Below are 21,287 nucleotides of genomic sequence, written 5' to 3'. Positions count from 1 at the left end.
TGCCTCAGAGGCAAGCCGCTCAGCGATCGGCGAGGGCCTGCTTCACCAGTGTCCTGCCGAAGTCCCACATCAGCCCGCCCCCGTTGTGCGCGTCGTCCATGACGGCGGTGAAGGCGGTCACGAAGCGATCGACCTCCGGTTCCCCGATGACCAGCGGCGGAATCAGCTTGATCACTTCCAGGTGATCACCGGAGACCTGGGTGAGGATCCGGTGCTTCCGCAACAGCGGCACCACCACCATCTGCGCGAACAGGCCTTTGCGCGCGGCCTGCAGCATCGCCCAGCGGCTGCGGAGTCCGAAGGAGGACGGTCTGCCGAATTCGATGCCGATCATCAGTCCGCGGCCGCGGACCGCGTGCAGCAGTTCGTAACGGCCCACGAGCGCGGTGAGCCGTTCCCGCAGCAGATCGCCGGTGCGGCGGGCGTTGGCGACCGTCTCCTCCTGCTCCATCACGTCGAGGACGGCGAGCCCGGCCGCCATGGCCTGGGCATTGGATCCGAAGCTCGCGGAGTGGACGAGGACCCGGTCCATGGACGAGTAGACGCGCTTGAAGATCCAGTCCTTGCCGAGCGTCGCACCGACCGGTACGTAACCGCCGGAGAGCGCCTTGGCGACACAGAGCAGATCGGGTTCGACTCCCTCCTCGTGCTGGTAGGCGTAGAAGTCACCGGTCCTGCCGAGCCCGGTCTGCACCTCGTCGGCGATGAGCACGGCCTCGTGCCGGTGCAGCAGCTCCTGTGCCTCCCGCAGGAATCCGGGCGGTGCGGTGTGGACGCCCTTGCCCTGGACCGGCTCCACGACCAGCCCGGCCACATCACCGTGCTTCAGCTCACGTCGCAGCGCGTCGAGGTCGCCGAGCGCGATGGCCGTGTCGGGCAGCAGGGGCGCGAACCCCTCCCGGAAACCCTTCTCGCCGTTGACGGACAGCGAGCCGGCCGTCAGCCCGTGGAAGGCGTGGTCGCAGTAGAGGATCCGTGGCTTGCCGGTGGCGTACCGGGCGAACTTCAGCGCGGTCTCGACCGCCTCCGTACCGCTGTTGCCGAAGAACACCCGGTCCAGGTGCGGGCTGTGTGCCAGCAGCTTCTCGGCCAGCAGCCCGGGAAGCGGCTGGCAGTCGAAGCGGGTGAGGTCGGCCAGCGAGGCGTCCAGGACGTCGTGGAGCGCCTTGCGCACGACGGGGTGGTGCCTGCCCAGCCCCATCACACCGAAGCCGGCGAGCATGTCGAGGTAGTCGTTGCCTTCCGCGTCCCAGAAGTACGCTCCCTCGGCCCGCTCGTAGACCTTGTCGAAACCGAGGGTGTGCAGCATCCTCGGCAGCTGGTGGTTGAGGTGCCGGGTGTGCAGCTCGTAGCGTTCGGCGCCCCGCTCCGCGAGGATCCGCGTCAGATCGAAGTCCGGCCGTTCGTCCTTCATGCCCCGTTCCCCTTCCTCGGCGTGTTCCGCCCTCCCGCTGCCACCGTCGGGCGCCGCCGGCCCGGCCCGGACGTGAGGCGAAGGGCTGCTCTCCGCGAACGGCCCGGCCGGCAGCGCGGGGGGCCCGGTGCGACCGCCTCCCCCGTGGTCACGCCGTCACCGGCTCCCGCCGCCGACGGTCTCCCTCGCCGCTCGCAGGGACTCCTTGAGCGATCCCATGGTGGCGAGCACCGCGGTGGGCTCGTACCCGCAGTGCGCCATGCAGTTGGCGCATCGCGGGTCCTTGCCCCGGCCGTACTCGTCCCAGTCGGTGTCCTCGACGAGTTCCCGGTACGTGGGCACGTACCCGTCGCTCATCAGGTAGCAGGGCCGCTGCCAGCCGAAGAGCGAGTAGTTGGGGATGGCCCAGGCCGTGCACGGGAAGTCGGCCTTGCCCTCCAGGAAGTCGAGGAAGAGCGGTGAGTGGTTGAGGCGCCACCGGCTGCGGTTGCCGCCCGCGAAGGACTTCTTGAAGAGCTCGCGGGTCTGCTCGACGCCCAGGAAGTGTTCCTGGTCGGGTGCCTTCTCGTAGGCGTAGGCAGGCGAGATCATCATTTCGTCGACCTTCAGTTCGTCGTTGAGGTAGTCGAGGACCTCGATGACCGTCTGAGGGGTGTCGGTGTTGAAGAAGGTGGAGTTGGTCGTCACCCGGAAGCCGCGGCGCTTGGCCTCCTTCATCGCCTCCACCGCTTCGTCGAAGACGCCTTCCTTGGCGACCGACTCGTCGTGCCGCTCACGCAGTCCGTCGATGTGCACGGCGAAGGCGAAGTAGGGCGACGGAGTGAACTTGTCGAGCTTCTTGCGCATCAGCATGGCATTGGTGCAGAGGAAGACGTACTTCTTCCTTGCCACCAGCTGGCGCACGATCTCGTCGATCTGCGGATGCATGAGCGGCTCGCCACCGGCGATGGAAACCATCGGAGCGCCCGATTCCAGGACCGCCCCGACCGCCTGCGCGACCGGCATGCGCTGTTTGAGCACTCCGGCCGGGTGCTGGATCTTGCCGCAGCCCTCGCACGCCAGGTTGCAGGCGAACAAGGGTTCCAGCTCGACGATCAGCGGGAACTTCTCCCGCTTGCGGAGCTTCTGTTCGAAGAGATACGTCGCAACCTTGATGGACTGACGGAGCGGCATGGCCATCTGGGCTCACCTCCTGGGGAGCAGCAAAGATCGGTGCCATTCATGAAAAGCCGGAAGCACGGCACGGAGAACGCGGAATGCTGATATTCCACCGCGGAACGTGCCGATGCGGACGAGCTCATGCTCCGGAGCGTCCACGACCACCCGTACGGCCGCAACCGGGCGTGGCCCCGTCCGCACCGCGGTGCGGAGGGTCGCCGCGGACTCCATGTCCACCGCGATGGCACCGGCGGCCCTGAGCCCGGCCCGCTCCGGCCCCCGGACGACATGTCCGGAGCCGGTCAGCGGGCCGGTGTGGACCGTGCGGCCGGGCACCGCCCTGACCAGGGCGTCGACCAGCAGGCCGGTGCCGGTGCAGACCGTGGTGCCGCCGGAGTCCCGGGTCTCTTCGGCCACCACGAGATCACCCGGGTGCATGCCGGGTTCCAGTCCCGCGCAGAAGCCGGAGGCGATGACCGCGGTGCCTCCGGCGCCGTTCGGTCCCAGCGCGCGGCGCACGGCGCTCTCCGCTGCCCGCGGGCCCATCCCGGACCTGATGATACTCACGGGCCCGGGGCCCGGGACGGCACTCCTCCTGCCGGTACGCAGGGCGAAGCGCTCGATGCCGAGCGCACACGCGATCAGCAGTGGCGTGACGGGACCGGGCGGCTCCTGTGCACCACCCATCGGCTCAGGCCCCCTTGCCCGTACGGGCGCCGGCCCCGGCAGCGGTGACGAAGGGGTCGCCGTACACGTACCGGCCGAGTGCGGTGAGCGGGAAGACCTGCCGGTACAGGTGGTAGTTGATGGAGAAGTCCCAGGGGAAGCCGGTCCCGGTGAAGTGCGGCTCGTCCCAGGATCCGTCCGCCTGCTGGGTCTCCGCCAGCCAGGCGACCCCCCGCTCCACGGACCTGCTCTCCCGTTCACCCGCGGCCAGGAGGGCCAGAAGCGCCCACGCGGTCTGGGAGGCGGTCGAACTGCCGTGCCCGATCCACTTCTCCTCACGGTAGGACCGCAGGTCCTCGCCCCAGCCTCCGTCGTCGTTCTGGACGGACTTCAGCCAGTCGGCGGCCCTTCGCACCGAGGGGTGCGCGGCCGGCAGTCCGGCGGCGACGAGGGCGGGTACCACGGAACCGGTTCCGTAGATGTAGTTGACACCCCATCGGCCGAACCACGCGCCGCTCGCCTCCTGTTCGGCGAGAAGCCACTCGATGCCCCGGCGGGTGCGGGGGTGGTGGGCCCGTCCCTCGACGGCGAGCATCTCCACCACGTGTCCCGTCACATCGGCCGACGGCGGGTCGATGACCTCGCCGAAGTCGCAGAACGGCAGCCGGTTGGGGAACGGGCTGGTGTTGTCCGCGTCGAAGGCTCCCCAGGCGCCGTTGCGTGACTGCATGCCGAGGCTCCAGCGCACCCCGCGCTCGATGGCGGCCTCGACCCTGGCGGGGTCGGGGTGGCGGACACGGCGCAGCGCCAGCACGACTTCGGCGGTGTCGTCGATGTCGGGGTAGTTGTCGTTGTGGAATTCGAACGCCCAGCCACCCGGGGCGAGTCCGGGTCTGCGTACGGACCAGTCGCCGGGCCGTACGATCTCCTCGGCGAGCATCCAGTCGGCCGCCCGTACGAGCGCCGGATGACCAGGGCTCACACCCGCGTCGGCGAGGGCGATGGTCGCGAGGCAGGTGTCCCAGACCGGGGACTGACAGGCCTCGATCATGCGGGCACCGTCCTCGCGCCACACGGCGAACCGGTCGAGCGATTCCAGGCCCGCTCGCATGACCGGATGGTCCAGGTCGTAGCCGAGCAGGTGCAGGGCGATGACGGAGTACACCGCGGGCGGCTGGATGCCGCCCCAGCAGCCGTCGTTCTCCTGACGCTCGATGATCCACCGGGCGGCGCTGTTCATGGCGATACGCCGCAGTCCGCGCGGTGCGACCTTGTGGTAGAGGTGCAGCGCCTTGTCGAGCCGCTGGAAGACACCGTCCCAACTGGCGGCGGGAGCGGCGGGCCTGTCCGGACCGGGGCACGCCGGGTCGGTGTGCAGTTCGTCCAGGGCGAAGGGGGCGGGACGTACGGGCCGCTTCGCGGACACGATGGTGAGCGGCACGATGGTCTGGCGGGCCCAGCAGCCGAAGTCGTAGATGTTGAGCGGGACCCACTTCGGGAGGAACATCAGCTCGGGCGGGAGCTCCGGCAGGTCGTCCCACTTCCACCAGCCGAAGAGCGCGAGCCAGATCCGGGTGAAGACCCGCGACGCGGCGATGCCGCCCTGTTCCCTGACCCAGCCGGCCGCACGCCTCATGTGGGGGTCGTCCGGCCGGTCCCCGGCCAGCCGCAGGGCCACGTACGCCTCGATGGTGGCGGAGAGGTCGGGCGGTCCCTCGAAGAAGGTGTTCCAGGTGCCGTCGCCGAGCTGCTCGCCCCGGATGAAGCGGGCCGCGGCCTTGACGGTGTCCGGGTCCTGGATTCCCAGGAACTGGCGGAGCAGCAGGTCCTCCGCGTCCATGGTGACGTTGGTGGCGAGGTCGCCCTTCCACCAGCCCTGCTCGTCCTGTCTGCCGAGGAGGTGCTCCACCGAGCGTTCCGCGGCCCGCCGCGCGACGGCCGCCAGGTCGTCCGCTGCAGTGGTTGGTTCGGTCGGGTGTCCGGCCGGGGCTGCGCGGAGGTTCGCGGCCCCGGTGGTCCCGTCGGTCGTCGCTGTCATGGCTTCCCCTTCGTGCAGTTTGGTCCTCTGCTGTGCTGGGGTCTCCGTCGGCGGGCGCCCCGTGGGGCGCCCGCCGGCGACTGCGAGTCATATCTGGATGGTGATCATCTCTTTCGTACGACCACGAAGTCGGCGAGCTCGGTGAGCTGCGCCCGCACTCGTTCCGGCATGTCGACGCCGTGCAGCGCCTCGATGGCTACCGTGTGCTGACGGCGGGCTTCCTGGGCGGTCCACTCGCGGCCGCCCGCCTCCTCGATGAGCGCCGCACGGACGGCGAACTCCTCTTCGGAGAAGCTGTCGAAGTCGCTGCTCTTGGCGTCGGCGGCGAGCAGTTCACCCAGCCGCTCCGAGGCGGGGCCGCCCGCGGCGAGCGCCGCGACGACGGGCAGGGACTTCTTGCGCTGGCGCAGGTCGCTCCAGGTCTGCTTGCCCGTGGACTCCGGGTCGCCCCAGATCCCGAGCAGGTCGTCGACGGCCTGGAAGGCGAGGCCGAGGTGGTAGCCGTACGCCTCCAGGACGTCGGCGGTACGGTCGTCGGCTCCGCCGAGCACGGCTCCGATGGAGACGGCACAGGCGAGAAGGGCACCCGTCTTGTTGCCCTCCATCTCCAGGCACTCCTCGACGGTGACCCGCTCGCGGTGCTCGTAGGAGATGTCCTGGGCCTGTCCGTCGATCAGCTTGCGGCTGGCCGTGGTCAGCCGGCGGGCGGCCCGGCCGGCCTCGACGGTCCCGAGCTCCAGCAGGATCTCGTTGGCCAGGGCGAAGAGCGCGTCGCCGACGAGGATCGCCTGGGCGGGGCCGTGCACCTTCCATACCGTGTCACGGTGGCGGCGCTGTTCGTCGCCGTCCATCAGGTCGTCGTGCAGCAGCGAGAAGTTGTGCACGAGCTCGACGGCCACGGCCCCGGGGATCCCGGCCTCTGCCGGGGCGCCCGCCGCCTCCGCGGACAGCAGGGCCAGCGCGGGACGCACGGCCTTGCCTCCGTCACCGTCGGCCGGTCGGCCCTGGGCATCGATCCAGCCGAAGTGGTAGGCCGCGACGGTGTCCATGGGCGGCGCCAGCCTGTCCACGGCAGCTCGCAGCACCGGCGCTGACAGGGCCCTTCCGCGCTCCAGAAGCGCGGTGACGTCCGTGGTGTCCGCCACGGTGTCGTAAGCCGGATTCGCCGGGGTCACAGACTCTCCTCTTGTTCCGGTGGTACTGCTCATGCCGCCTCCTGCAGCGGATGTACGTGGGGCCGGCCGAGGGCCTGGAGCGCGGCGGCCGCGGCACTGAAGCCACTGCGGACGGCACCCTCCATCGTGGCGGGCCAGCCGGTGGCGGTCCACGCCCCCGCCAGGTGCAGCCCGGCGGCACGGGTGTGGGTTCCCGGCCTCAGACGTCCCGTACCCGGTGCGGGTGCGAAGGTCGCGGTGCGTTCCCGGGTGACGAAGAAGTCGCGGATCCCGGCCCCCCGCGCCGCCGGGAGCAGCCGCTCCAGTTCGGGCAGGTAGCGCTTGCGCAGTTCCGCGACGGGCAGATCGATCTCGTCCTGCGCCGCGGACTGGGACACCGCGAGGTACTGGCCGCCGCCCCGGAGACCGGAGGACGCCGTGCGGTCGAAGACCCACTGCACGGGGGATCCGAGCGCGGCGAAGAACGGCCTGCGCAGCACCTTGCGGTCGTAGACGACGTGGACGTTCAGGATCGGTGCGTCGGTGAGGTCGAGCAGCCGGCCCGGGTCGTCGAGCGCCCCCTCGGGCAGCAGCCGGTGGGTCTCCCCCTGCGGCACGGCGAGGACGACGGTGTCCGCCTCGAACCGTTCACCGTCCGTCTCCACGGCCCAGCGGCCGTCCCCGGCGCGGGTGAGAACACCGGCCCGGGTGCGCACGTGGATCTCCACACCCGCCGATTCGAGCGCCTTGCGGGCCAGGGTGTCGTGGAGGTCGCCGAGGGGCACGGCGGCCCAGCCGATGTCGGCGGCTCCCGGTTCGGAGAGGAGCCCCGTCCTGAACACCTTCGCGGCAAGCGCCATGGAGGCGTTCGCCGCCGTGGCGTTGAGCGTGGCGACGCCGACGAGGTCCCAGAGGGCCTCGACGGTGCGGTGCGACTGCCCCTGGCGGCGGAGCCAGGTGGCGAAGTCGATGCCGTCGAGCGCGGGGTCGGCGGGGTCGAGGCGGCCCAGCGCCAGGGCGGCCCGGGCGACACCCGCCTTCTCGGCGGGCGACAGGTGCGGATAGGCGGCGAGCCCTCCGGCGAGGTGCAGCGGTACGGGCAGACCGGTACGGCGCAGCCGTCCGAGCCTCGGCCCCCCGGGCCGGGCCACGTCGAGTACGGGCACGTCGAGGCGGTCCTGCAACGGGGCGAGGTGGGCCCCCTCGATCCGGTCGAGGAACCAGCGGTAGGCCGTGCAGCAGCGCAGGTAGACGTGCTGGCCGTTGTCGACGGACAGGTCGCCACGCCGGAAGGAGAAGGCGAGTCCACCGAGCCGGGGGCGGCCTTCGAGCAGGGTCACGCCGAGCCCCGCGTCGGCGAGCCGCAGTGCTGCGGTCACACCTGCGAGGCCGCCGCCGACGACCACCGCGCGGGAGGACCCGGGGGTCCGGCCGGTCATGTCTGCTCCCTTCGCCGTGCCACCGGGGTCGGCGGTGTACGCCGCGCCGTCGCGGACAGGGACGCACCGGGGCGGCCGGGGGTTGCCCGCCCCGCCCGCCGGCCCTGATCCGACATCAGACCCTCCCCCTGGCCGTACGCCGTGAGATGTACCGCGCGTCGAGGCCCGACAGGCCACGTACCGCAACGTACGCCTTCTCGTGGCCGGGCAGCGAGACCCTGCCGCGCAGGACGGCCTCGGGATCGCGTTCGATCCGGTCCAGGAGCCGGCGGTAGATGCCGGCCATGGCGGCCACGCAGGCACCGCTGCGGCGGTCCAGCATGGGCAGGAGCCGGTACCCCTCGGCGAAGAGCGCCCGGGCGCGCCGCACCTCGAAGCGCACCAGGCCGGCGAAGTCCGACCCGGGGGGCGGGGTGGCCCGGTGGAATCCGGCGGAGCAGCCGAATTTGGCGAGGTCGTCGGCGGGCAGATACGTACGGCCGTTGCCGGCGTCCTCGCGTACGTCACGCAGGATGTTGGTGAGCTGGAGCGCGAGGCCGAGGGTGTCGGCGTACTCCGCGGCGCGTTCGGCGCCGGGCGCGCCCGTCTCCGTGCCGAAGACGCCCAGGCTGAGGCGCCCGATGGCACCCGCGACGCACCGGCAGTACGTCTTCAGGTCGTCCCACGTCTCGTAGGTCGCGCCGCGCACGTCCATCAGCACGCCGTCGATGAGCTCGTCGAGACCGCCGAGGGGCAGCGGGAACCGCTGCGCCGCGTCGGCCAGCGCGACCGCGACCGGGTCGGTGTCGTCCTCGTCGACCGCCTTGTCCCGGATGCGGCCGAGCAGGCCCCGGGTGTCCTCCAGCCGGGCGTGCTTGGTCTGCGGATCCAGCTCGCCGTCGCCGATGTCGTCGACCCGGCGGGAGAAGGCGTACAGCGCCGACATGGCCTGCCGCTTCTCGTACGGCAGCAGCCGGATGCCGTACGCGAAATTGCGGGCCTGCTGTCCGGTGACGGCCTCGCAGTAGCTGTATGCGGCCTGTACCGGTGCCGACATGTACGTCGTCTGTCCCTCCACGGTCCGGCTCACCCCTCTCTGTGCGCTCTTCGCAGGACGTCTCCCACTTCGCGCAGCAGTCTGGGCGCGGTGGGCTTGGGCGGTCCGGGCAGTACGTCGAAACCGGCGGCCGAGATCGCGCCGAGTGCGGCCCGCCCGCCGCCGACGAATCCGGCGAGCAGCAGCTTGAGCCGGCCGTGGACGCTGCCCACCAGGGGGACGCCCTCGTCCAGCAGGTCACGGGCACGCTCCGCCTCGTACGCGACCAGGGCGCGTACCGCCGCACCTGCGGACGGTACGGCCAGATCCGGTTCGCCGACGTGGAAGCGGGCCATGTCCTCGGCGGGCAGGTAGATCCGGTCGCGTCCGAGGTCCTCGGCGACGTCCTGGAGGTGTTCGGCGATCTGCAGAGCGGTGCAGACCGCGTCGGAACGGCGGATCCGGTCGGGACTCGCGGTGCCGGTGATCTGCAGGACGAGGCGTCCGACGGGGTTGGCGGAGAGCTCGCAGTAGGCGAGCAGTTCGCCGTAGGTCCCGTAGCGGCGGACCTTCTGGTCCTGCCGGTTGGCCTCGACGAGTCCGAGGAAGGGTTCGGGGGTGAGCGCGCAGCGCCGCACGGTGGGGCGCAGGGTGCGCATCAGGGGGTGGCGCGGGCCGTCGCCCGTGGCCGCGAAGACGCGGTGCAGGTCCGCTTCGAGGGCGTCCAGTGCGGCGAGCCGGTCCTCGCCCTGCCCGGGTTCGAGACCGAGGTGGCGGGCGTCCGCGCCGCCCGGAGCCAGATCACCGTCACCGATGTCGTCGACGAGGCGGGCGAATCCGTAGACGGCCATCAGGTCGTCGCGCCAGGCACGGGGCAGGAAGAAGGGGGCCACGGGGAAGTTCTCGTCCGCTGCCTTGTCGAGTGTGGCGGTCACGGCGGCGTCGGCGCTCGCCCGCTGGGCACGGGTCACTGCGTACCGCCCGACGCGGGGACGGCGAAACCACGTCGGAGCTGGAGATTTTCCATCATTGCCGTCATATCTCCCGTTCTACACTGCTGACCCAAAACATCCCTTTTCGGACACGCCGCTCGTCCGGCCGAGTGCGACTGCGTACAACGGGCGATGTGCCGGGGGCGTATCACCCCAGTTTGCTGCGAATCAGCACCGTTACAGCTTACGTTGTACAGCTCACAGGGCCGCGCCGGGGTGCGGCACCGCTGCGGCCACCGCACCGGACTCCGCCAACCTTTCCCGAAGTGAGGGCAGTTGACGTCATCCGCCGGGAGGAGACCCCGGGCTGCCGCTGCCCTCCCACACCCGTTCCGCGACGGGTCCGCGCACCGCGAGGGCCCCCGCCTTCGTGCTCCGGCGGGGGCCACACGCACGAGGGTTACTTACCGGTCTCCCGCTCGTAGGCCTTCAGTACCTCTTCGGTGGGGCCGTCCATCAGGAGTTCGCCCTTCTCCAGCCACAGCACCCGGTCGCAGGTGTCCCTGATCGTCTTGTTGTTGTGGCTGACCAGGAAGACGGTGCCCGCCTCCTTGCGCAGCTCGCGGATCCGCTCCTCCGAGCGGACCCGGAACTTGCGGTCGCCGGTGGCCAGCGCCTCGTCGATCATGAGGACGTCATGGTTCTTGGCCGCCGCGATCGAGAAGCGGAGCCGGGCCGCCATGCCCGAGGAGTACGTACGCATCGGCAGCGTGATGAAGTCGCCCTTCTCGTTGATCCCGGAGAAGTCCACGATGCCCTGGTACCGTGCACGGATCTCCTCACGGCTCATGCCCATCGCGAGACCGCCGAGCACGACGTTGCGCTCACCGGTCAGGTCGCTCATCAGAGCCGCGTTGACACCGAGCAGCGACGGCTGGCCGTCCGTGTACACCTTGCCGTGTTCGGTCGGCAGCAGGCCGGCGATGGCCCTGAGCAGCGTGGACTTGCCCGAGCCGTTGGTGCCGATGAGCCCGATGGCCTGGCCCCGGTAGGCGGTGAAGGACACGCCCCGCACCGCGTGCACCTTGCGCACACCACGCGGTTCGCTCTTGCCGCGGCGCATGATCCGGCTCAGCGCCGCGGTGGCGCTGCCCTTCCCGCCGCCGGTGCCGTTGACCCGGTACACGATGTGTACGTCGTCCGCGATCACGGTCGGGATGTGTCCCTGGGACGATTCCTCAGCCACGGCCGTACCGTTCCTCTGCCTTCCAGAAGTACACGAAGCCCACGACGCCGACCACGAGCGCCCAGGCGAGCCCGACGGCCCAGACGTGCTGCGGCAGGTTCTCGGAGCCGTAACCGTCGATCAGTGCGAAGCGGACCAGGTCCATGTAGACGGCCGCCGGGTTGTACTGCAGCACGTCGGCGATCCACTGCGGCTTGTCCTCCAGCATCACGGGGATGGAGAACATGACACCCGAGCCGTACATCCAGGTACGCATGATGAACGGCATCAGCTGGGCGAGGTCGGGGGTCTTGCTGCCCAGCCGGGCCATGACCAGCGCCAGACCGGTGTTGAACACGAACTGCAGGGCCAGCGCCGGAACGATCAGCAGCCAGGAAAGCCTGGGATAGCTGCCGAAGCCGATCGCCACGGCGAAGAGCACGATCAAGGAGTACAGGAGCTGCTGGAGCTGCTGGAGCGAGAAGGAGACGGGCAGCGAGGCCCGGGGGAAGTGCAGGGCCCGGACCAGGCCGAGGTTGCCGGCGATGGACCGTACCCCTGCCATGACCGAGCTCTGGGTGAACGTGAAGACGAAGACTCCGGTCACCAGGAACGGGATGAAGACCTCCTGGCTCATCCCCCTGTTGGTGCCGAGGATCAGGCCGAAGATCAGGAAGTAGACGAGGGCGTTCAGCAGCGGTGTGGCCACCTGCCACAGCTGGCCGAGCTTGGCCTGGCTGTACTGCGCCGTCAGCTTCGCCCTCGAGAACGCCAGGATGAAGTGCCGCCGGCCCCAGAGCTGCCGGATGTACGCGAACAGCCCTGGCCGGGCGCCGCTCACCGTCAAGCCGTACTTGTCGGCCAGCTGGGACGCGCTCAGTCCCTCGTCGGCGGACGGCGGGCTGCTCAGCGCAATCCCGCCGTCGTGGGTTGTGTCACTCACAGTTAAGAACTCTCGTCTTCACAATGCGCAGCCGGGCGCGGCCGAGGCGGACAGGTTCCCCGTGCGGAATGGATACGGCCCATGGTCTCAGAGGAGAGCCTCTCAGATCACCGGTGGCCGTCCCAGTCTGGTCAGCCGCCATACCGTACGCCACCGGATGGGGCGCCGGGGGCCGCAGGGCTTCGTCCAGCCCTCCCGGAAGCCTCCGAACCACGCTTTGAGCGCGGGCGGGGAGGGCCTGCGGACCAGAGTGAGGAGCAGCCAGACCCCGACGTAGAGGGGGACCAGCGGGGCGGGCAGGTTCCGGCGGGCGAGCCAGACCCGGTTGCGGGCCACCATACGGTGGTAGACCGCGTGCCGCGAGGGGGCGGTGGTGGGGTGGTTCAGCACCATGTCGGCGCGGTAGTCGATCATCCAGCCGGCGTCCAGGGCCCGCCAGGCGAGGTCGGTCTCCTCGTGTGCGTAGAAGAACTCACCGGGGAGCGGGCCGGCCTCGGCGATCACCTGGCTGCGCACGGCGTTCGCGCCGCCGAGGAACGTGGTGACGCGGGAGGAGCGCATCGGGTCGGAGGCGCGCAGCCGGGGCACGTGCCGTCGCTGGGTGACGCCGGTGTCCGGGTCCGCGATGCGGAAGGTGATGATGCCGAGCTTCGGATCCGCCTCGAAGGCCTGCCGGCACAGCTCGGCGGTATCGGTGTTCGGCAGGTACCCGTCGTCGTCGAGGAAGAGCAGGACGTCCACATCGGCTCCGGACGGGCCGAACGCCTCGATACCTACGTTGCGGCCGCCCGGGATGCCCAGGTTCTCGGGCAGCTCGACGGTCCGTACGCCCGGGGGGACGTCGGGGACCGGTGCGCCGTTGCCGACGACGACCACCTCGATCCGGTCGCCTTCCTGCCCGGCGACCGAGTCGAGGAGGGCACGCAGTTCGTCGGGGCGGTTGCCCATGGTGATGATGACCGCGCCGAGTTTCATGGGAGAGCTCACTTGAGCCTGCTGGACGCCAGGATCGACACCAGGTGCAGGACGGTCTGGAGAAGGGCGATGCCGGCCATGACAGCGACCGCGAGACGGCTGAAGAAGAGATCGTCCCTGACCGTGTCGAGTACGGCCACCACCAGGATGACCAGCGACGCCTCGATGCCGAGGATGAGCCGGTGGAACTTGAGCGCACCGGCCGCCCGGCGGGCCAGTGCCATGCCTGAGGAGCGCGGCTCGGACGCGGACTCCTTGACGGGCGGCAGCCCGCCCTGGTGGCGCGCGACACCGACGAGGTCGGTCTCGGCCTTGATCAGGATGGCGCCCAGCGCGGCGAGTGTGCCCAGGAAGGCCCACAGCCAGTCGATGCGTCCGGGGCCCCACAGGTCCGCGGCACGCAGGCCGAAGCCGACCAGCACGGCCGCGTCGCACAGGTAGGCGGCCACCCGGTCCAGGTAGACCCCACCCAGCGAGAACTGCTTCTTCCACCGGGCCACCTCGCCGTCGACACAGTCGAACAGCAGGTAGAGCTGGACCGCGAGCACACCGAGCAGGGCGCCCGGGATGCCCGGGACCAGCAGGGCGGGAGCCGCGAGCACACCCGCGACGGTCATCACGTAGGTCAGCTGGTTGGGCGTGACCTTGGTGGCCACCAGGTGCCGGGTGATGCGCAGCGAGACCTCGCGCATGTAGAGCCGACCCGCCCAGTGCTCGCCACTGCGCCGGTCCTTCACACCCGGCGGGTGCACGACCGGACGGAGTTCAGCTATGGATGGCTTTTGCATAGTCGGCGTACGCGTCCCTGATCTGGTCGGTGGACAGGTTGAGGTGTTCCAGGATCGTGAAGCGTCCCGGGCGCGTCTGCGGGGCGTAGTCGACGGCCCGCACGAATTCGTCGGTGGTGAAACCGATCTCGCCGGGCAGCACCGGCAGTGCGTGGCGCCGCAGGACGGACGCCATCTGGACGGACTCCTCGTGGGCGCCCCGCAGGTACATGGCGAAGCAGGCGCCGAGGCCGACCTGCTCGCCGTGGCTGGCCGCGCGCTTCGGGTACAGCAGGTCGAAGGCGTGGTTGATCTCGTGACAGGCGCCCGAGGCGGGCCGGGAGTCGCCGGCGACCGACATCGAGATGCCCGTCAGCACGAGCCCTTCTGCCAGCACCTTGAGGAAGGCGTCGTCGCCGACCCCGCCGGGGTGACGCAGCACGGCCTCACCGGCCTGCCTGGCCATGGCGGCCGCGAGTCCGTCGATCTCGTCGCCGTGTACCTCGTGGGCGAGTTCCCAGTCCGCGACGCACGAGATGTTGGAGACCGCGTCCCCGACACCCGAGCGCACATAGCGCGCGGGCGCCTCACGGATCACGTCGAGATCGATGACCACGGCGATCGGGGTCGGGACCCCGTAGGAGCCCCGTCCGTTGTCGTTGTCCAGGGTCGCGACCGGGGAGCAGAGCCCGTCGTGGGACAGGTTCGTGGCGACGGCGACCATGGGCATGCCCACGCGCGCCGCGGCGTACTTCGCCACGTCGATGATCTTGCCGCCGCCGAGGCCGACCACGGCGTCGTAGCGGTTGCCCTTGATGCCGTCGGCGAGCCGCACCGCGGAGTCGATCGTGCCGTCGGTGACCGGGTACCAGTCGGCCCCCGGCAGCACCGGAGCGAGCCTCTCGCGCAGGGCGCGCCCGGAACCCTCGCTGATCGCGATGGCGAGCTTGCCCGAGGCGGAGATCCGCTGGTCGGCGAGGAGACCGGCCAGATCGTCCATCGCGCCGCGCCGGATGTCGACGACGACCGGGGACGGGATGAGGCGGGTCAGTACCGGCACGCGATCTCCCTGCCCCTGGCGAGGTCGTCGTGGTTGTCGATCTCGACCCAGGTCACCTCGCCGATGGGCGCGACGTCGACCGTGAACCCGCGGTTCACGAGCTCCTGGTAGCCGTCCTCGTAGTAGAGGTCGGGGTCGCGCTCGAAGGTGGCCTTCAGGGCGTCGGCGAGCTCCTCGGCCGCCTCGGGCTCGATCAGCGTGACACCGATGTACTCGCCGGTCGCGGTGGCCGGGTCCATCAGCTTGGTGATGCGCCGGACACCCTTGCCGTCCTCGGTGATGACCTTCATCTCCTCGTCGGCGAGGGTCTTCACCGTGTCGAGGGCGAGGATGATCTTCCGGCCCCCGCCGCGCGCGTCCAGGAGGGTCTTCTCGACGGAGACCGGGTGCACGGTGTCGCCGTTGGCGAGGATGACGCCCTTCTTCAGGATCTCACGCGCGCACCAGAGGGAGTAGGCGTTGTTCCACTCCTCGGCCTTGTCGTTGTCGACGAGCGTCAGCGTCACGCCGTACTTCGCCTCGAACTCGGCCTTGCGTGCGTAGACCGCTTCCTTGCGGTAGCCGACGACGACCGCGACCTCGGTGAGTCCGACCTCCGCGAAGTTGGCCAGAGTCAGGTCCAGGACCGTCTTCTCACCGTCCACCGGCACCAGGGCCTTGGGCAGCGTGTCCGTGTACGGACGCAGACGGCGTCCGGCACCGGCAGCCAGTACGAGGCCGATCATGCGAGTTCTCCTTCGTCGTGTACGGCGGGGGCCGAGGAGGACACCCAGAAACGGATGGACTCCACGAGCACCACCAGAGCCACGGCGGCCGCGAGCGCGGTGAGGGCCGTGGTGAAACCGGATCCCTGGATCAGTACGGCGGCGAGGACGGCCACGACCAGGGTGCGGCCCTCGTGCCCGCCGATGGTGCGCACCAGCCACTGGGGCGGCGCTCCGGTGCCGCCCCGGATGCGGTACACCGTGTCGTAGTGATGGTAGGCGACGGCCGAAACGAGGCCGAATGCCGCGGGGACGGCGTGCGGGACGTCGCTGCGGGCGGCCAGCACCAGGAGCGTGCAGTATTCGGCGGCCCGGAAGACCGGCGGGACGAGCCAGTCGAGCGCTCCCTTGAGCGGCCGCGAGACGGCGAGACCGGAGACGGCCGCGTAGACCGCTGCGGCGCCCACGGTCAGCCAGCCGCCGTAGGGGGCGAACAGCGCCGCGGCGACCATGACCAGGGCTCCGGCGAGAGCCAGGAACGGGGCCGTGAAGCCGCCGCCCGGTCGCCTGAGCACGGCGGCGACGCCCTGCGCGAGCGGGCCCGAGTCGGCGAGGTCCGCCAGTGCGCGGGCGGCACGGTCGGTGCGCTGTGCCTTGCGGGTCAGTGAGCGCAGCAGCCGGCCCGCCGTGGTGTAGCAGGCCGCCAGGGCGCAGCCGATGAGCAGGGCGTAGAAGACGATGCGGGGCGTGGTGACAGCGGTGAGCACGGCGATCATGGCCCAGCGTTCACCGATGGGCAGGACTATCATCCGGCGCAGCCACACCGTCCATCCGACGCTGTCCAGCCTGTCCGAGAGCGCGGCGGTGGGGCTCGTGTTGGACACCGCGTCGTGGTTGGCCTCGTTGAACGAGAAGTCGACGACGTGCCGGCATGCCTGGAGGACCATCGCGCCGAGCGCGAGGACCCATACATCGTCACTACCGCCGCCGCGGGCGGCGCCGAGGGCGAGGCCCGCGTAGTACGCGTACTCCTTGGCCCGGTCGAAGGTGGCGTCCAGCCAGGCACCCATCGTCGAGTACTGCAGCGAATAGCGGGCGAGCTGCCCGTCGGTGCAGTCCAGGACGAAGGAGAGGAGCAGGAGCACTCCGGCCGCGACATAGCCGCCGCGGGTACCGGTCGCCGCGCTGCCGGCCGCGATCAGCGCGGTGATCAGCGAGGCGGTGGTGACCTGGTTCGGGGTGAGGCCCCGGCGGGCGCACCAGCGGGCGATGTAGCGGGAGTACGGGCTGATGAAGAAGGTGGTGAAGAAGCCGTCGTGAGCCTTGACCGCACCGCGCAGCCGTACGGCCTCGTCGTCGACAGCGGTCACGGCGGCCCGTGCCGCGGTCCGCTCCCCGGGGCCGGTGGGCACCGCGGCGGTGAGCGAGCCGAGCTCGGGGCGCTGCACCGCGGTGCCCTCCGCGTGCAGGGCCACGGCCAGCCGGCCGGGCACCGTGCGGTCCTCGGCGTCGGATGCGGTCCCGGGAGGCGCGACGGGGCTCCCGGCACCGACGGCGGCCACGGCCCGTTGCAGGGCGCGAAGCAGCGCGGGGCGGGCCTCGGGCTGCGCGGTGAGCGCTCCCGGGATCGACGCGGCGGCGAAGCGGGGGTCGGTGAGTCCGAGCCTGAGGGCGTGGACGTGGCCGACGAAACGGGGATCCACGAGCGCGACGCGCCTGCTCGCGGGGACTGCGGCGAGCAGCGCGGCGGCCTCGGCGGCGTCGGCGGCGGCGGTCACGTCGAAGCCGAGTGACCGCAGATCGTCCTCGAGCGACGATCCGGGTACCGGCGCACCGGTGAGGATGGCGGTCGACAGACGAACTCACTCCTTGGAGCTGACGGGAACGGCACGACATGCGGCCCGGAGGTGGGCCGGCGGCACGTCGGCTGAGGCTATCGGATGAACGGAAGACCGAGTTCATCGCCCGTTTGTGCTCCGTTCGGGCGAATCGGCCATCATGCGGCGCCGTTCGCGATCATCATCGTCGATCAACGCCTCGACCCACAAACCGCGCCCGGAGCAGCGCACGGGACCGGCCGGGAAACGGGGGTGGCGTCGTGGACCTCCTTCGCCGCCCTCCCCGTTTCCCGGCCGGTCTAAGCTGACGTGCATGACGTGGTTGATCACAGGCGGGGCCGGTTACATCGGGGCACATGTGGCGAATGCCATGACGGGAGCCGGGGAACGGGTCGTCGTCCTCGACGACGTCTCGACGGGCGTCGAGGCGAGGCTGCCGGCGGACGTCACGCTGGTGCGGGGGTCGGCCTCGGACCGCGAGGTGCTCGACCGGGTGCTGCAGGAGCACGCCGTCACGGGTGTGGTGCACCTCGCGGCGAAGAAGCAGGTCGGCGAGTCCCTCGAGAAGCCGCTGCTCTACTACCGGGAGAACGTGACCGGTCTCGCCGTGCTGCTGGAGGCCGTGGTCGCGGCCGGTGTGCGGCACTTCCTCTTCTCCTCCTCGGCGGCGGTCTACGGCGTTCCCGACGTGGACCTCATCACCGAGAAGACGCCGTGCGTGCCGATCAACCCGTACGGCGAGACCAAGCTCGCCGGAGAATGGCTGGTGCGCGCGACGGGACGGGCCCACGGCATCTCCACGGCCTGCCTGCGGTACTTCAACGTGGCCGGGTCCGCCGCGCCCGAGCTGGCCGACACGGGTGTCTTCAACGTCGTACCGATGTTCTTCGACCGGCTGACGCGCGGAGAGGCGCCGCAGATCTTCGGTGACGACTACCCGACCCCGGACGGCACCTGTGTGCGCGACTACATCCACGTCGCCGACCTGGCGGAGGCGCACCTCGCCGTTGCCAGGCATCTGGACGAGAGCCCGGACGGCGGGGACCTCACGGTGAACATCGGCCGGGGCGAGGGTGTGTCGGTGCGCCGGCTCGCCGAGCTGGTGGGTGAGGTCACCGGTCTGCGCACGGAACCCGTGGTCGAGCCGCGCAGGCCGGGTGACGCGGCCAGGGCGGTCGCGTCGGCTGCCCGGATGGCCGAGGTGCTGGGCTGGACGGCACACCGCGGGATGCGCGAGATGGTGGAGTCGGCCTGGGAGGGCTGGTGCCTGCACCAGCCGGAAGCCCGCACCCCGCGGTGAGGAACCACACCCCGGTGACGCCCTGACCTGCGGCCGTTTCCGCAGGTCAGGGCATATGACAACGGTGTTCAGTGCCGTGTTGCCCCCTACCCCTCCCCCGTAGTTCACTGGCCGCATCGGGCGAGGCGCGTCCGAGCTGTCCGAGGGACACGACGGGTGTACGGAGGCGTTCGCATGGGGGCTGGCCACGATCACGGGCACACGCACGGAGGGCCTCCCCCGACGGGCACGGCCGCCGCCGCGTACCAGGGCCGGCTCCGGGTCGCCCTGGGCATCACCCTTGGTGTCATGGTCATGGAAATCATCGGCGGGCTCCTCGCGGACTCGCTCGCCCTGATCGCGGACGCCGCCCATATGGCGACCGACGCGCTGGGGCTGGGCATGGCCCTGCTGGCCGTCCACTTCGCCAACAGGCCCGCGGGCCCCAACCGCACCTTCGGTTACGCCCGCGCCGAGATCCTCGCCGCCCTGGCCAACTGCCTGCTGCTCCTCGGCGTCGGCGGTTATCTGGTCTTCGAGGCCGTGGACCGCTTCGTCACCCCCGCGGAGACCAGGGGCGGGGTGGCCATAGCGTTCGCCGCCGTGGGCCTGGTGGCCAACGTGGTCTCCCTGTCCCTGCTCATGCGCGGACAGCGGGACAGCCTCAATGTGCGGGGCGCCTATCTCGAGGTCGTCGCGGACACACTCGGTTCGGTGACGGTGCTCGTGTCCGCGGGCATCATCATGGCCACCGGCTGGCAGGCCGCCGACCCCGTCGCCTCGTTGCTGATCGGCCTCATGATCGTCCCCCGCACGGTGAAACTCCTGCGGGAGACGCTCGACGTGCTGCTGGAGTCGGCGCCCAAGGGGGTCGACATGGCGGAGGTACGCGCCCACATCACGGCTCTGCCCGGCGTCCTGGAGGTCCATGACCTGCACGCCTGGACGATCACCTCGGGCATGCCCGTCCTCTCCGCCCACGTGGTCGTGCACCAGGAGATGCTGGACTCGATCGGGCACGAGAAGCTCCTGCACGATCTGCAGGGCTGCCTCGGCGACCACTTCGACGTCGAGCACTGCACTTTCCAGCTGGAGCCCAGCGGGCACGCGGAGCACGAGGCGCGGCTCTGCCACTGACCCGCCGGACGGCCGCCGCGGCCGGTGCCGAGGTCTGCGTCGCGTCTCCGAGCCCGGAGCCCGGTGGAGAGAGAAGGAGCTGAGGCCGAGGACTGCCACGACGACGGCTGCCCGGTGCGGCAATCGGTCCTTCCCCGTCTTCCGGGTCACCGGCTGACCGCTCGGCACTCCACGCGCCGCGTCGGCCAGGGCCCTCTCACCCAAAGGTTCCCGCCTTGACCGACCACACGTACGACGCTTTCTTCGCGCTGCACCACCGGCTGCCCCGGCAGGGCCCCGGTTCCGATGCCACCACACGCCGGCTGCTCGCCATGGCGGGCCCGCAGCCGGGCCGCCCGCGCGTCCTGGACCTGGGCTGTGGCCCGGGCAGGGCCGCCCTGCTGCTCGCCGCCGAGGCGGGCGCCGAGGTGACGGCGGTCGATCTGCACCAGCCGTTCCTCGACGAGCTCACCGAGGCCGCCGAGGCCCGCGGGCTCGGTGACCGGATCCGTACCGTCAGGGCGGACATGGCCGACCTCGCAGGGCCCGGCTTCGCCGACGGCTCCTACGACCTGGTCTGGGCCGAGGGTTCCGCTTACTCCGTCGGGTTCGACACCGCGCTGCGGGACTGGCGGCGGTTGCTCGTCCCCGGCGGCTCGATGGTGATCACCGAGTGCGTCTGGACCACCGGCTCCCCGTCGGCCGGTGCGCGCGCCTTCTGGGACCGGCACGCCTCGCTGCGTCCCGTCGCGGGCAACACCGCGGCTGCCGTGGAGTCGGGGTGCCATGTGCTCGGGGTGCTGGTGCAGCCCGACAGCGACTGGGACGAGTACTACGTCCCGCTGGCCGAACGGGCCGCCGCGGCGGATCCCCCGGCTCCGGGGACGGCCGAGGTGCTCGCGGCCGTCCGTGAGGAGCTCGAGGTGCGCCGTCGTCATGGCGCGGAGTACGGCTACGCCGGCTATGTGCTGCGTCCCTCCGATCCGCGCTGGCGCACGCGCCCCGAGACGTCCGCCGACCGCGACGCGGTGCACGGCGTCGTCACGGCGGCCTTCCCGACCCGGGACGAAGCCGATCTGGTCGACGCCCTGCGCACCGACCCGGAGGCGTGGCTGCCCGGCCTTTCGTACGTGGCCGAGGCTCCGGACGGTTCCGTGGCGGCCCACGCCCTGCTGACCCGGTGTCTGGTCGGGGACGCCCCGGCGCTCGCGCTGGCCCCGGTGTCGACCGCGCCGGGTCACCAGCGCCGGGGGGCCGGGCGGGCGGTGGTCCGGTCGGCGCTGGACGCCGCGCGGCTGCGCGGGGAGCCGCTCGTTCTGGTGCTCGGGCACCCGGAGTACTACCCGGCCTTCGGTTTCGTGCCGGCATCGCGATTCGGGATCAGGCCGGGCTTCGAGGTTCCTGACGAGGCGATGATGGCACTGGTCCTCGACGACTCCGTGCCGGTGCCGACGGGCACGATCCGCTACCCGGCGGCCTTCGGGGTCTGACGCGGTGTCCGTCCCGCCGCACCCCCGGTGACGTGGCGGGACGGACATGCCAGCACCCGAAGAGCGGACAAGCG

The 21,287-nt window shown here is 70.9% G+C and carries 18 protein-coding genes; 3 read left to right on the top strand and 15 right to left on the bottom strand.

All coding sequences use genetic code 11. The features are described 5' to 3' along the window. Positions 1-19: 19 nt before the first annotated feature. The 15 genes from ACF1FZ_RS20385 to ACF1FZ_RS20315 all read right to left on the bottom strand — a co-directional run bounded on the left by ACF1FZ_RS20385 (position 20) and on the right by ACF1FZ_RS20315 (position 17,268). Positions 20-1,414 carry an aspartate aminotransferase family protein gene (locus ACF1FZ_RS20385; protein WP_391774792.1) on the bottom strand — a complete coding sequence of 465 codons (1,395 nt, stop codon included), beginning with the start codon at positions 1,412-1,414 and terminating at the stop codon, positions 20-22. 156 nt (positions 1,415-1,570) lie between these two features. Then, positions 1,571-2,593 carry an adenosyl-hopene transferase HpnH gene (gene hpnH / locus ACF1FZ_RS20380; protein WP_391774791.1) on the bottom strand — a complete coding sequence of 341 codons (1,023 nt, stop codon included), beginning with the start codon at positions 2,591-2,593 and terminating at the stop codon, positions 1,571-1,573. Positions 2,594-2,599: 6 nt separating this feature from the next. Continuing rightward, on the bottom strand, positions 2,600-3,259 hold the full coding sequence (locus ACF1FZ_RS20375) for a 1-hydroxy-2-methyl-2-butenyl 4-diphosphate reductase (RefSeq protein WP_391774790.1): 660 nt from the start codon (positions 3,257-3,259) through the stop codon (positions 2,600-2,602). Between the two features lie 4 nt (positions 3,260-3,263). Further along, positions 3,264-5,276, bottom strand: a complete 2,013-nt coding sequence (shc, locus tag ACF1FZ_RS20370; RefSeq protein ID WP_391774789.1) for a squalene--hopene cyclase — start codon at positions 5,274-5,276, stop codon at positions 3,264-3,266. Positions 5,277-5,380: 104 nt separating this feature from the next. Continuing rightward, positions 5,381-6,484: a polyprenyl synthetase family protein gene (locus tag ACF1FZ_RS20365; RefSeq protein WP_391774788.1), complete on the bottom strand. Its 1,104-nt coding sequence runs from the start codon at positions 6,482-6,484 to the stop codon at positions 5,381-5,383. After that, complete coding sequence (gene hpnE / locus ACF1FZ_RS20360; protein ID WP_391774787.1) at positions 6,481-7,869, bottom strand: hydroxysqualene dehydroxylase HpnE; 1,389 nt, start codon at positions 7,867-7,869, stop codon at positions 6,481-6,483. Before hpnE ends, ACF1FZ_RS20365 begins: the two co-directional genes overlap by 4 nt. A gap of 115 nt (positions 7,870-7,984) precedes the next feature. Beyond that, positions 7,985-8,905 (bottom strand): presqualene diphosphate synthase HpnD, encoded by a 921-nt coding sequence (gene hpnD, locus ACF1FZ_RS20355; protein ID WP_391774786.1) that lies wholly within the window; start codon positions 8,903-8,905, stop codon positions 7,985-7,987. Positions 8,906-8,934: 29 nt separating this feature from the next. Further along, positions 8,935-9,855, bottom strand: coding sequence for a squalene synthase HpnC (gene hpnC, locus ACF1FZ_RS20350; RefSeq protein ID WP_391774785.1), 921 nt, complete (start codon positions 9,853-9,855; stop codon positions 8,935-8,937). A 421-nt stretch (positions 9,856-10,276) separates the two neighbouring features. After that, positions 10,277-11,062, bottom strand: a complete 786-nt coding sequence (locus ACF1FZ_RS20345) for an ABC transporter ATP-binding protein (protein WP_391774784.1) — start codon at positions 11,060-11,062, stop codon at positions 10,277-10,279. Further along, a complete protein-coding gene (locus ACF1FZ_RS20340; RefSeq protein WP_391774783.1) occupies positions 11,055-11,984 on the bottom strand; it encodes an ABC transporter permease in 930 nt (309 codons plus the stop codon). The genes ACF1FZ_RS20345 and ACF1FZ_RS20340 overlap by 8 nt, the downstream gene beginning before the upstream one ends. 102 nt (positions 11,985-12,086) lie before the next feature. Beyond that, positions 12,087-12,959: a glycosyltransferase family 2 protein gene (locus ACF1FZ_RS20335; protein ID WP_391774782.1), complete on the bottom strand. Its 873-nt coding sequence runs from the start codon at positions 12,957-12,959 to the stop codon at positions 12,087-12,089. 8 nt (positions 12,960-12,967) lie between these two features. Further along, the gene (locus ACF1FZ_RS20330; protein ID WP_391774781.1) at positions 12,968-13,747 is read right to left on the bottom strand and encodes a CDP-alcohol phosphatidyltransferase family protein; all 780 of its coding nucleotides are present in this window, start codon (positions 13,745-13,747) and stop codon (positions 12,968-12,970) included. Beyond that, positions 13,725-14,786 (bottom strand): iron-containing alcohol dehydrogenase family protein, encoded by a 1,062-nt coding sequence (locus ACF1FZ_RS20325; RefSeq protein ID WP_391774780.1) that lies wholly within the window; start codon positions 14,784-14,786, stop codon positions 13,725-13,727. Before ACF1FZ_RS20325 ends, ACF1FZ_RS20330 begins: the two co-directional genes overlap by 23 nt. Continuing rightward, positions 14,774-15,511, bottom strand: a complete 738-nt coding sequence (locus tag ACF1FZ_RS20320; RefSeq protein WP_391774779.1) for a sugar phosphate nucleotidyltransferase — start codon at positions 15,509-15,511, stop codon at positions 14,774-14,776. Before ACF1FZ_RS20320 ends, ACF1FZ_RS20325 begins: the two co-directional genes overlap by 13 nt. After that, entirely contained in the window at positions 15,508-17,268 is a 1,761-nt protein-coding gene (locus ACF1FZ_RS20315) for a DUF5941 domain-containing protein (RefSeq protein ID WP_391774778.1), read from the bottom strand. Before ACF1FZ_RS20315 ends, ACF1FZ_RS20320 begins: the two co-directional genes overlap by 4 nt. 373 nt (positions 17,269-17,641) lie before the next feature. Between ACF1FZ_RS20315 and galE the strand changes: the two genes are divergently transcribed. From galE to ACF1FZ_RS20300, 3 genes are all read left to right on the top strand, one after another. Next, complete coding sequence (gene galE / locus ACF1FZ_RS20310; RefSeq protein WP_391774777.1) at positions 17,642-18,628, top strand: UDP-glucose 4-epimerase GalE; 987 nt, start codon at positions 17,642-17,644, stop codon at positions 18,626-18,628. Between the two features lie 174 nt (positions 18,629-18,802). Further along, entirely contained in the window at positions 18,803-19,744 is a 942-nt protein-coding gene (locus tag ACF1FZ_RS20305) for a cation diffusion facilitator family transporter (protein WP_391774776.1), read from the top strand. A 215-nt stretch (positions 19,745-19,959) separates the two neighbouring features. Continuing rightward, the gene (locus ACF1FZ_RS20300; RefSeq protein ID WP_391774775.1) at positions 19,960-21,213 is read left to right on the top strand and encodes a GNAT family N-acetyltransferase; all 1,254 of its coding nucleotides are present in this window, start codon (positions 19,960-19,962) and stop codon (positions 21,211-21,213) included. Positions 21,214-21,287: the final 74 nt, after the last annotated feature.

The sequence above is a fragment of the Streptomyces sp. NPDC014623 genome (assembly GCF_043088245.1).
In the GTDB taxonomy this organism is placed as follows: Bacteria; Actinomycetota; Actinomycetes; order Streptomycetales; family Streptomycetaceae; genus Streptomyces.
The sequence above is the reverse complement of the archived record's forward strand: the minus strand, read 5'-3'. Positions and strand labels throughout refer to the sequence as shown.

What these genes read in the sequence shown, in the direction of transcription:
- ACF1FZ_RS20330 (WP_391774781.1), bottom strand. Translation starts at nt 13,747, where the DNA reads ATGCAAAAGCCATCCATAGCTGAACTCCGTCCGGTCGTGCACCCGCCG.
- ACF1FZ_RS20365 (WP_391774788.1), bottom strand. Translation starts at nt 6,484, where the DNA reads ATGAGCAGTACCACCGGAACAAGAGGAGAGTCTGTGACCCCGGCGAAT.
- ACF1FZ_RS20320 (WP_391774779.1), bottom strand. Translation starts at nt 15,511, where the DNA reads ATGATCGGCCTCGTACTGGCTGCCGGTGCCGGACGCCGTCTGCGTCCG.
- hpnH (WP_391774791.1), bottom strand. Translation starts at nt 2,593, where the DNA reads ATGGCCATGCCGCTCCGTCAGTCCATCAAGGTTGCGACGTATCTCTTC.
- ACF1FZ_RS20305 (WP_391774776.1), top strand. Translation starts at nt 18,803, where the DNA reads ATGGGGGCTGGCCACGATCACGGGCACACGCACGGAGGGCCTCCCCCG.
- shc (WP_391774789.1), bottom strand. Translation starts at nt 5,276, where the DNA reads ATGACAGCGACGACCGACGGGACCACCGGGGCCGCGAACCTCCGCGCA.
- galE (WP_391774777.1), top strand. Translation starts at nt 17,642, where the DNA reads ATGACGTGGTTGATCACAGGCGGGGCCGGTTACATCGGGGCACATGTG.
- hpnD (WP_391774786.1), bottom strand. Translation starts at nt 8,905, where the DNA reads ATGTCGGCACCGGTACAGGCCGCATACAGCTACTGCGAGGCCGTCACC.
- ACF1FZ_RS20375 (WP_391774790.1), bottom strand. Translation starts at nt 3,259, where the DNA reads ATGGGTGGTGCACAGGAGCCGCCCGGTCCCGTCACGCCACTGCTGATC.
- ACF1FZ_RS20385 (WP_391774792.1), bottom strand. Translation starts at nt 1,414, where the DNA reads ATGAAGGACGAACGGCCGGACTTCGATCTGACGCGGATCCTCGCGGAG.
- ACF1FZ_RS20335 (WP_391774782.1), bottom strand. Translation starts at nt 12,959, where the DNA reads ATGAAACTCGGCGCGGTCATCATCACCATGGGCAACCGCCCCGACGAA.
- hpnE (WP_391774787.1), bottom strand. Translation starts at nt 7,869, where the DNA reads ATGACCGGCCGGACCCCCGGGTCCTCCCGCGCGGTGGTCGTCGGCGGC.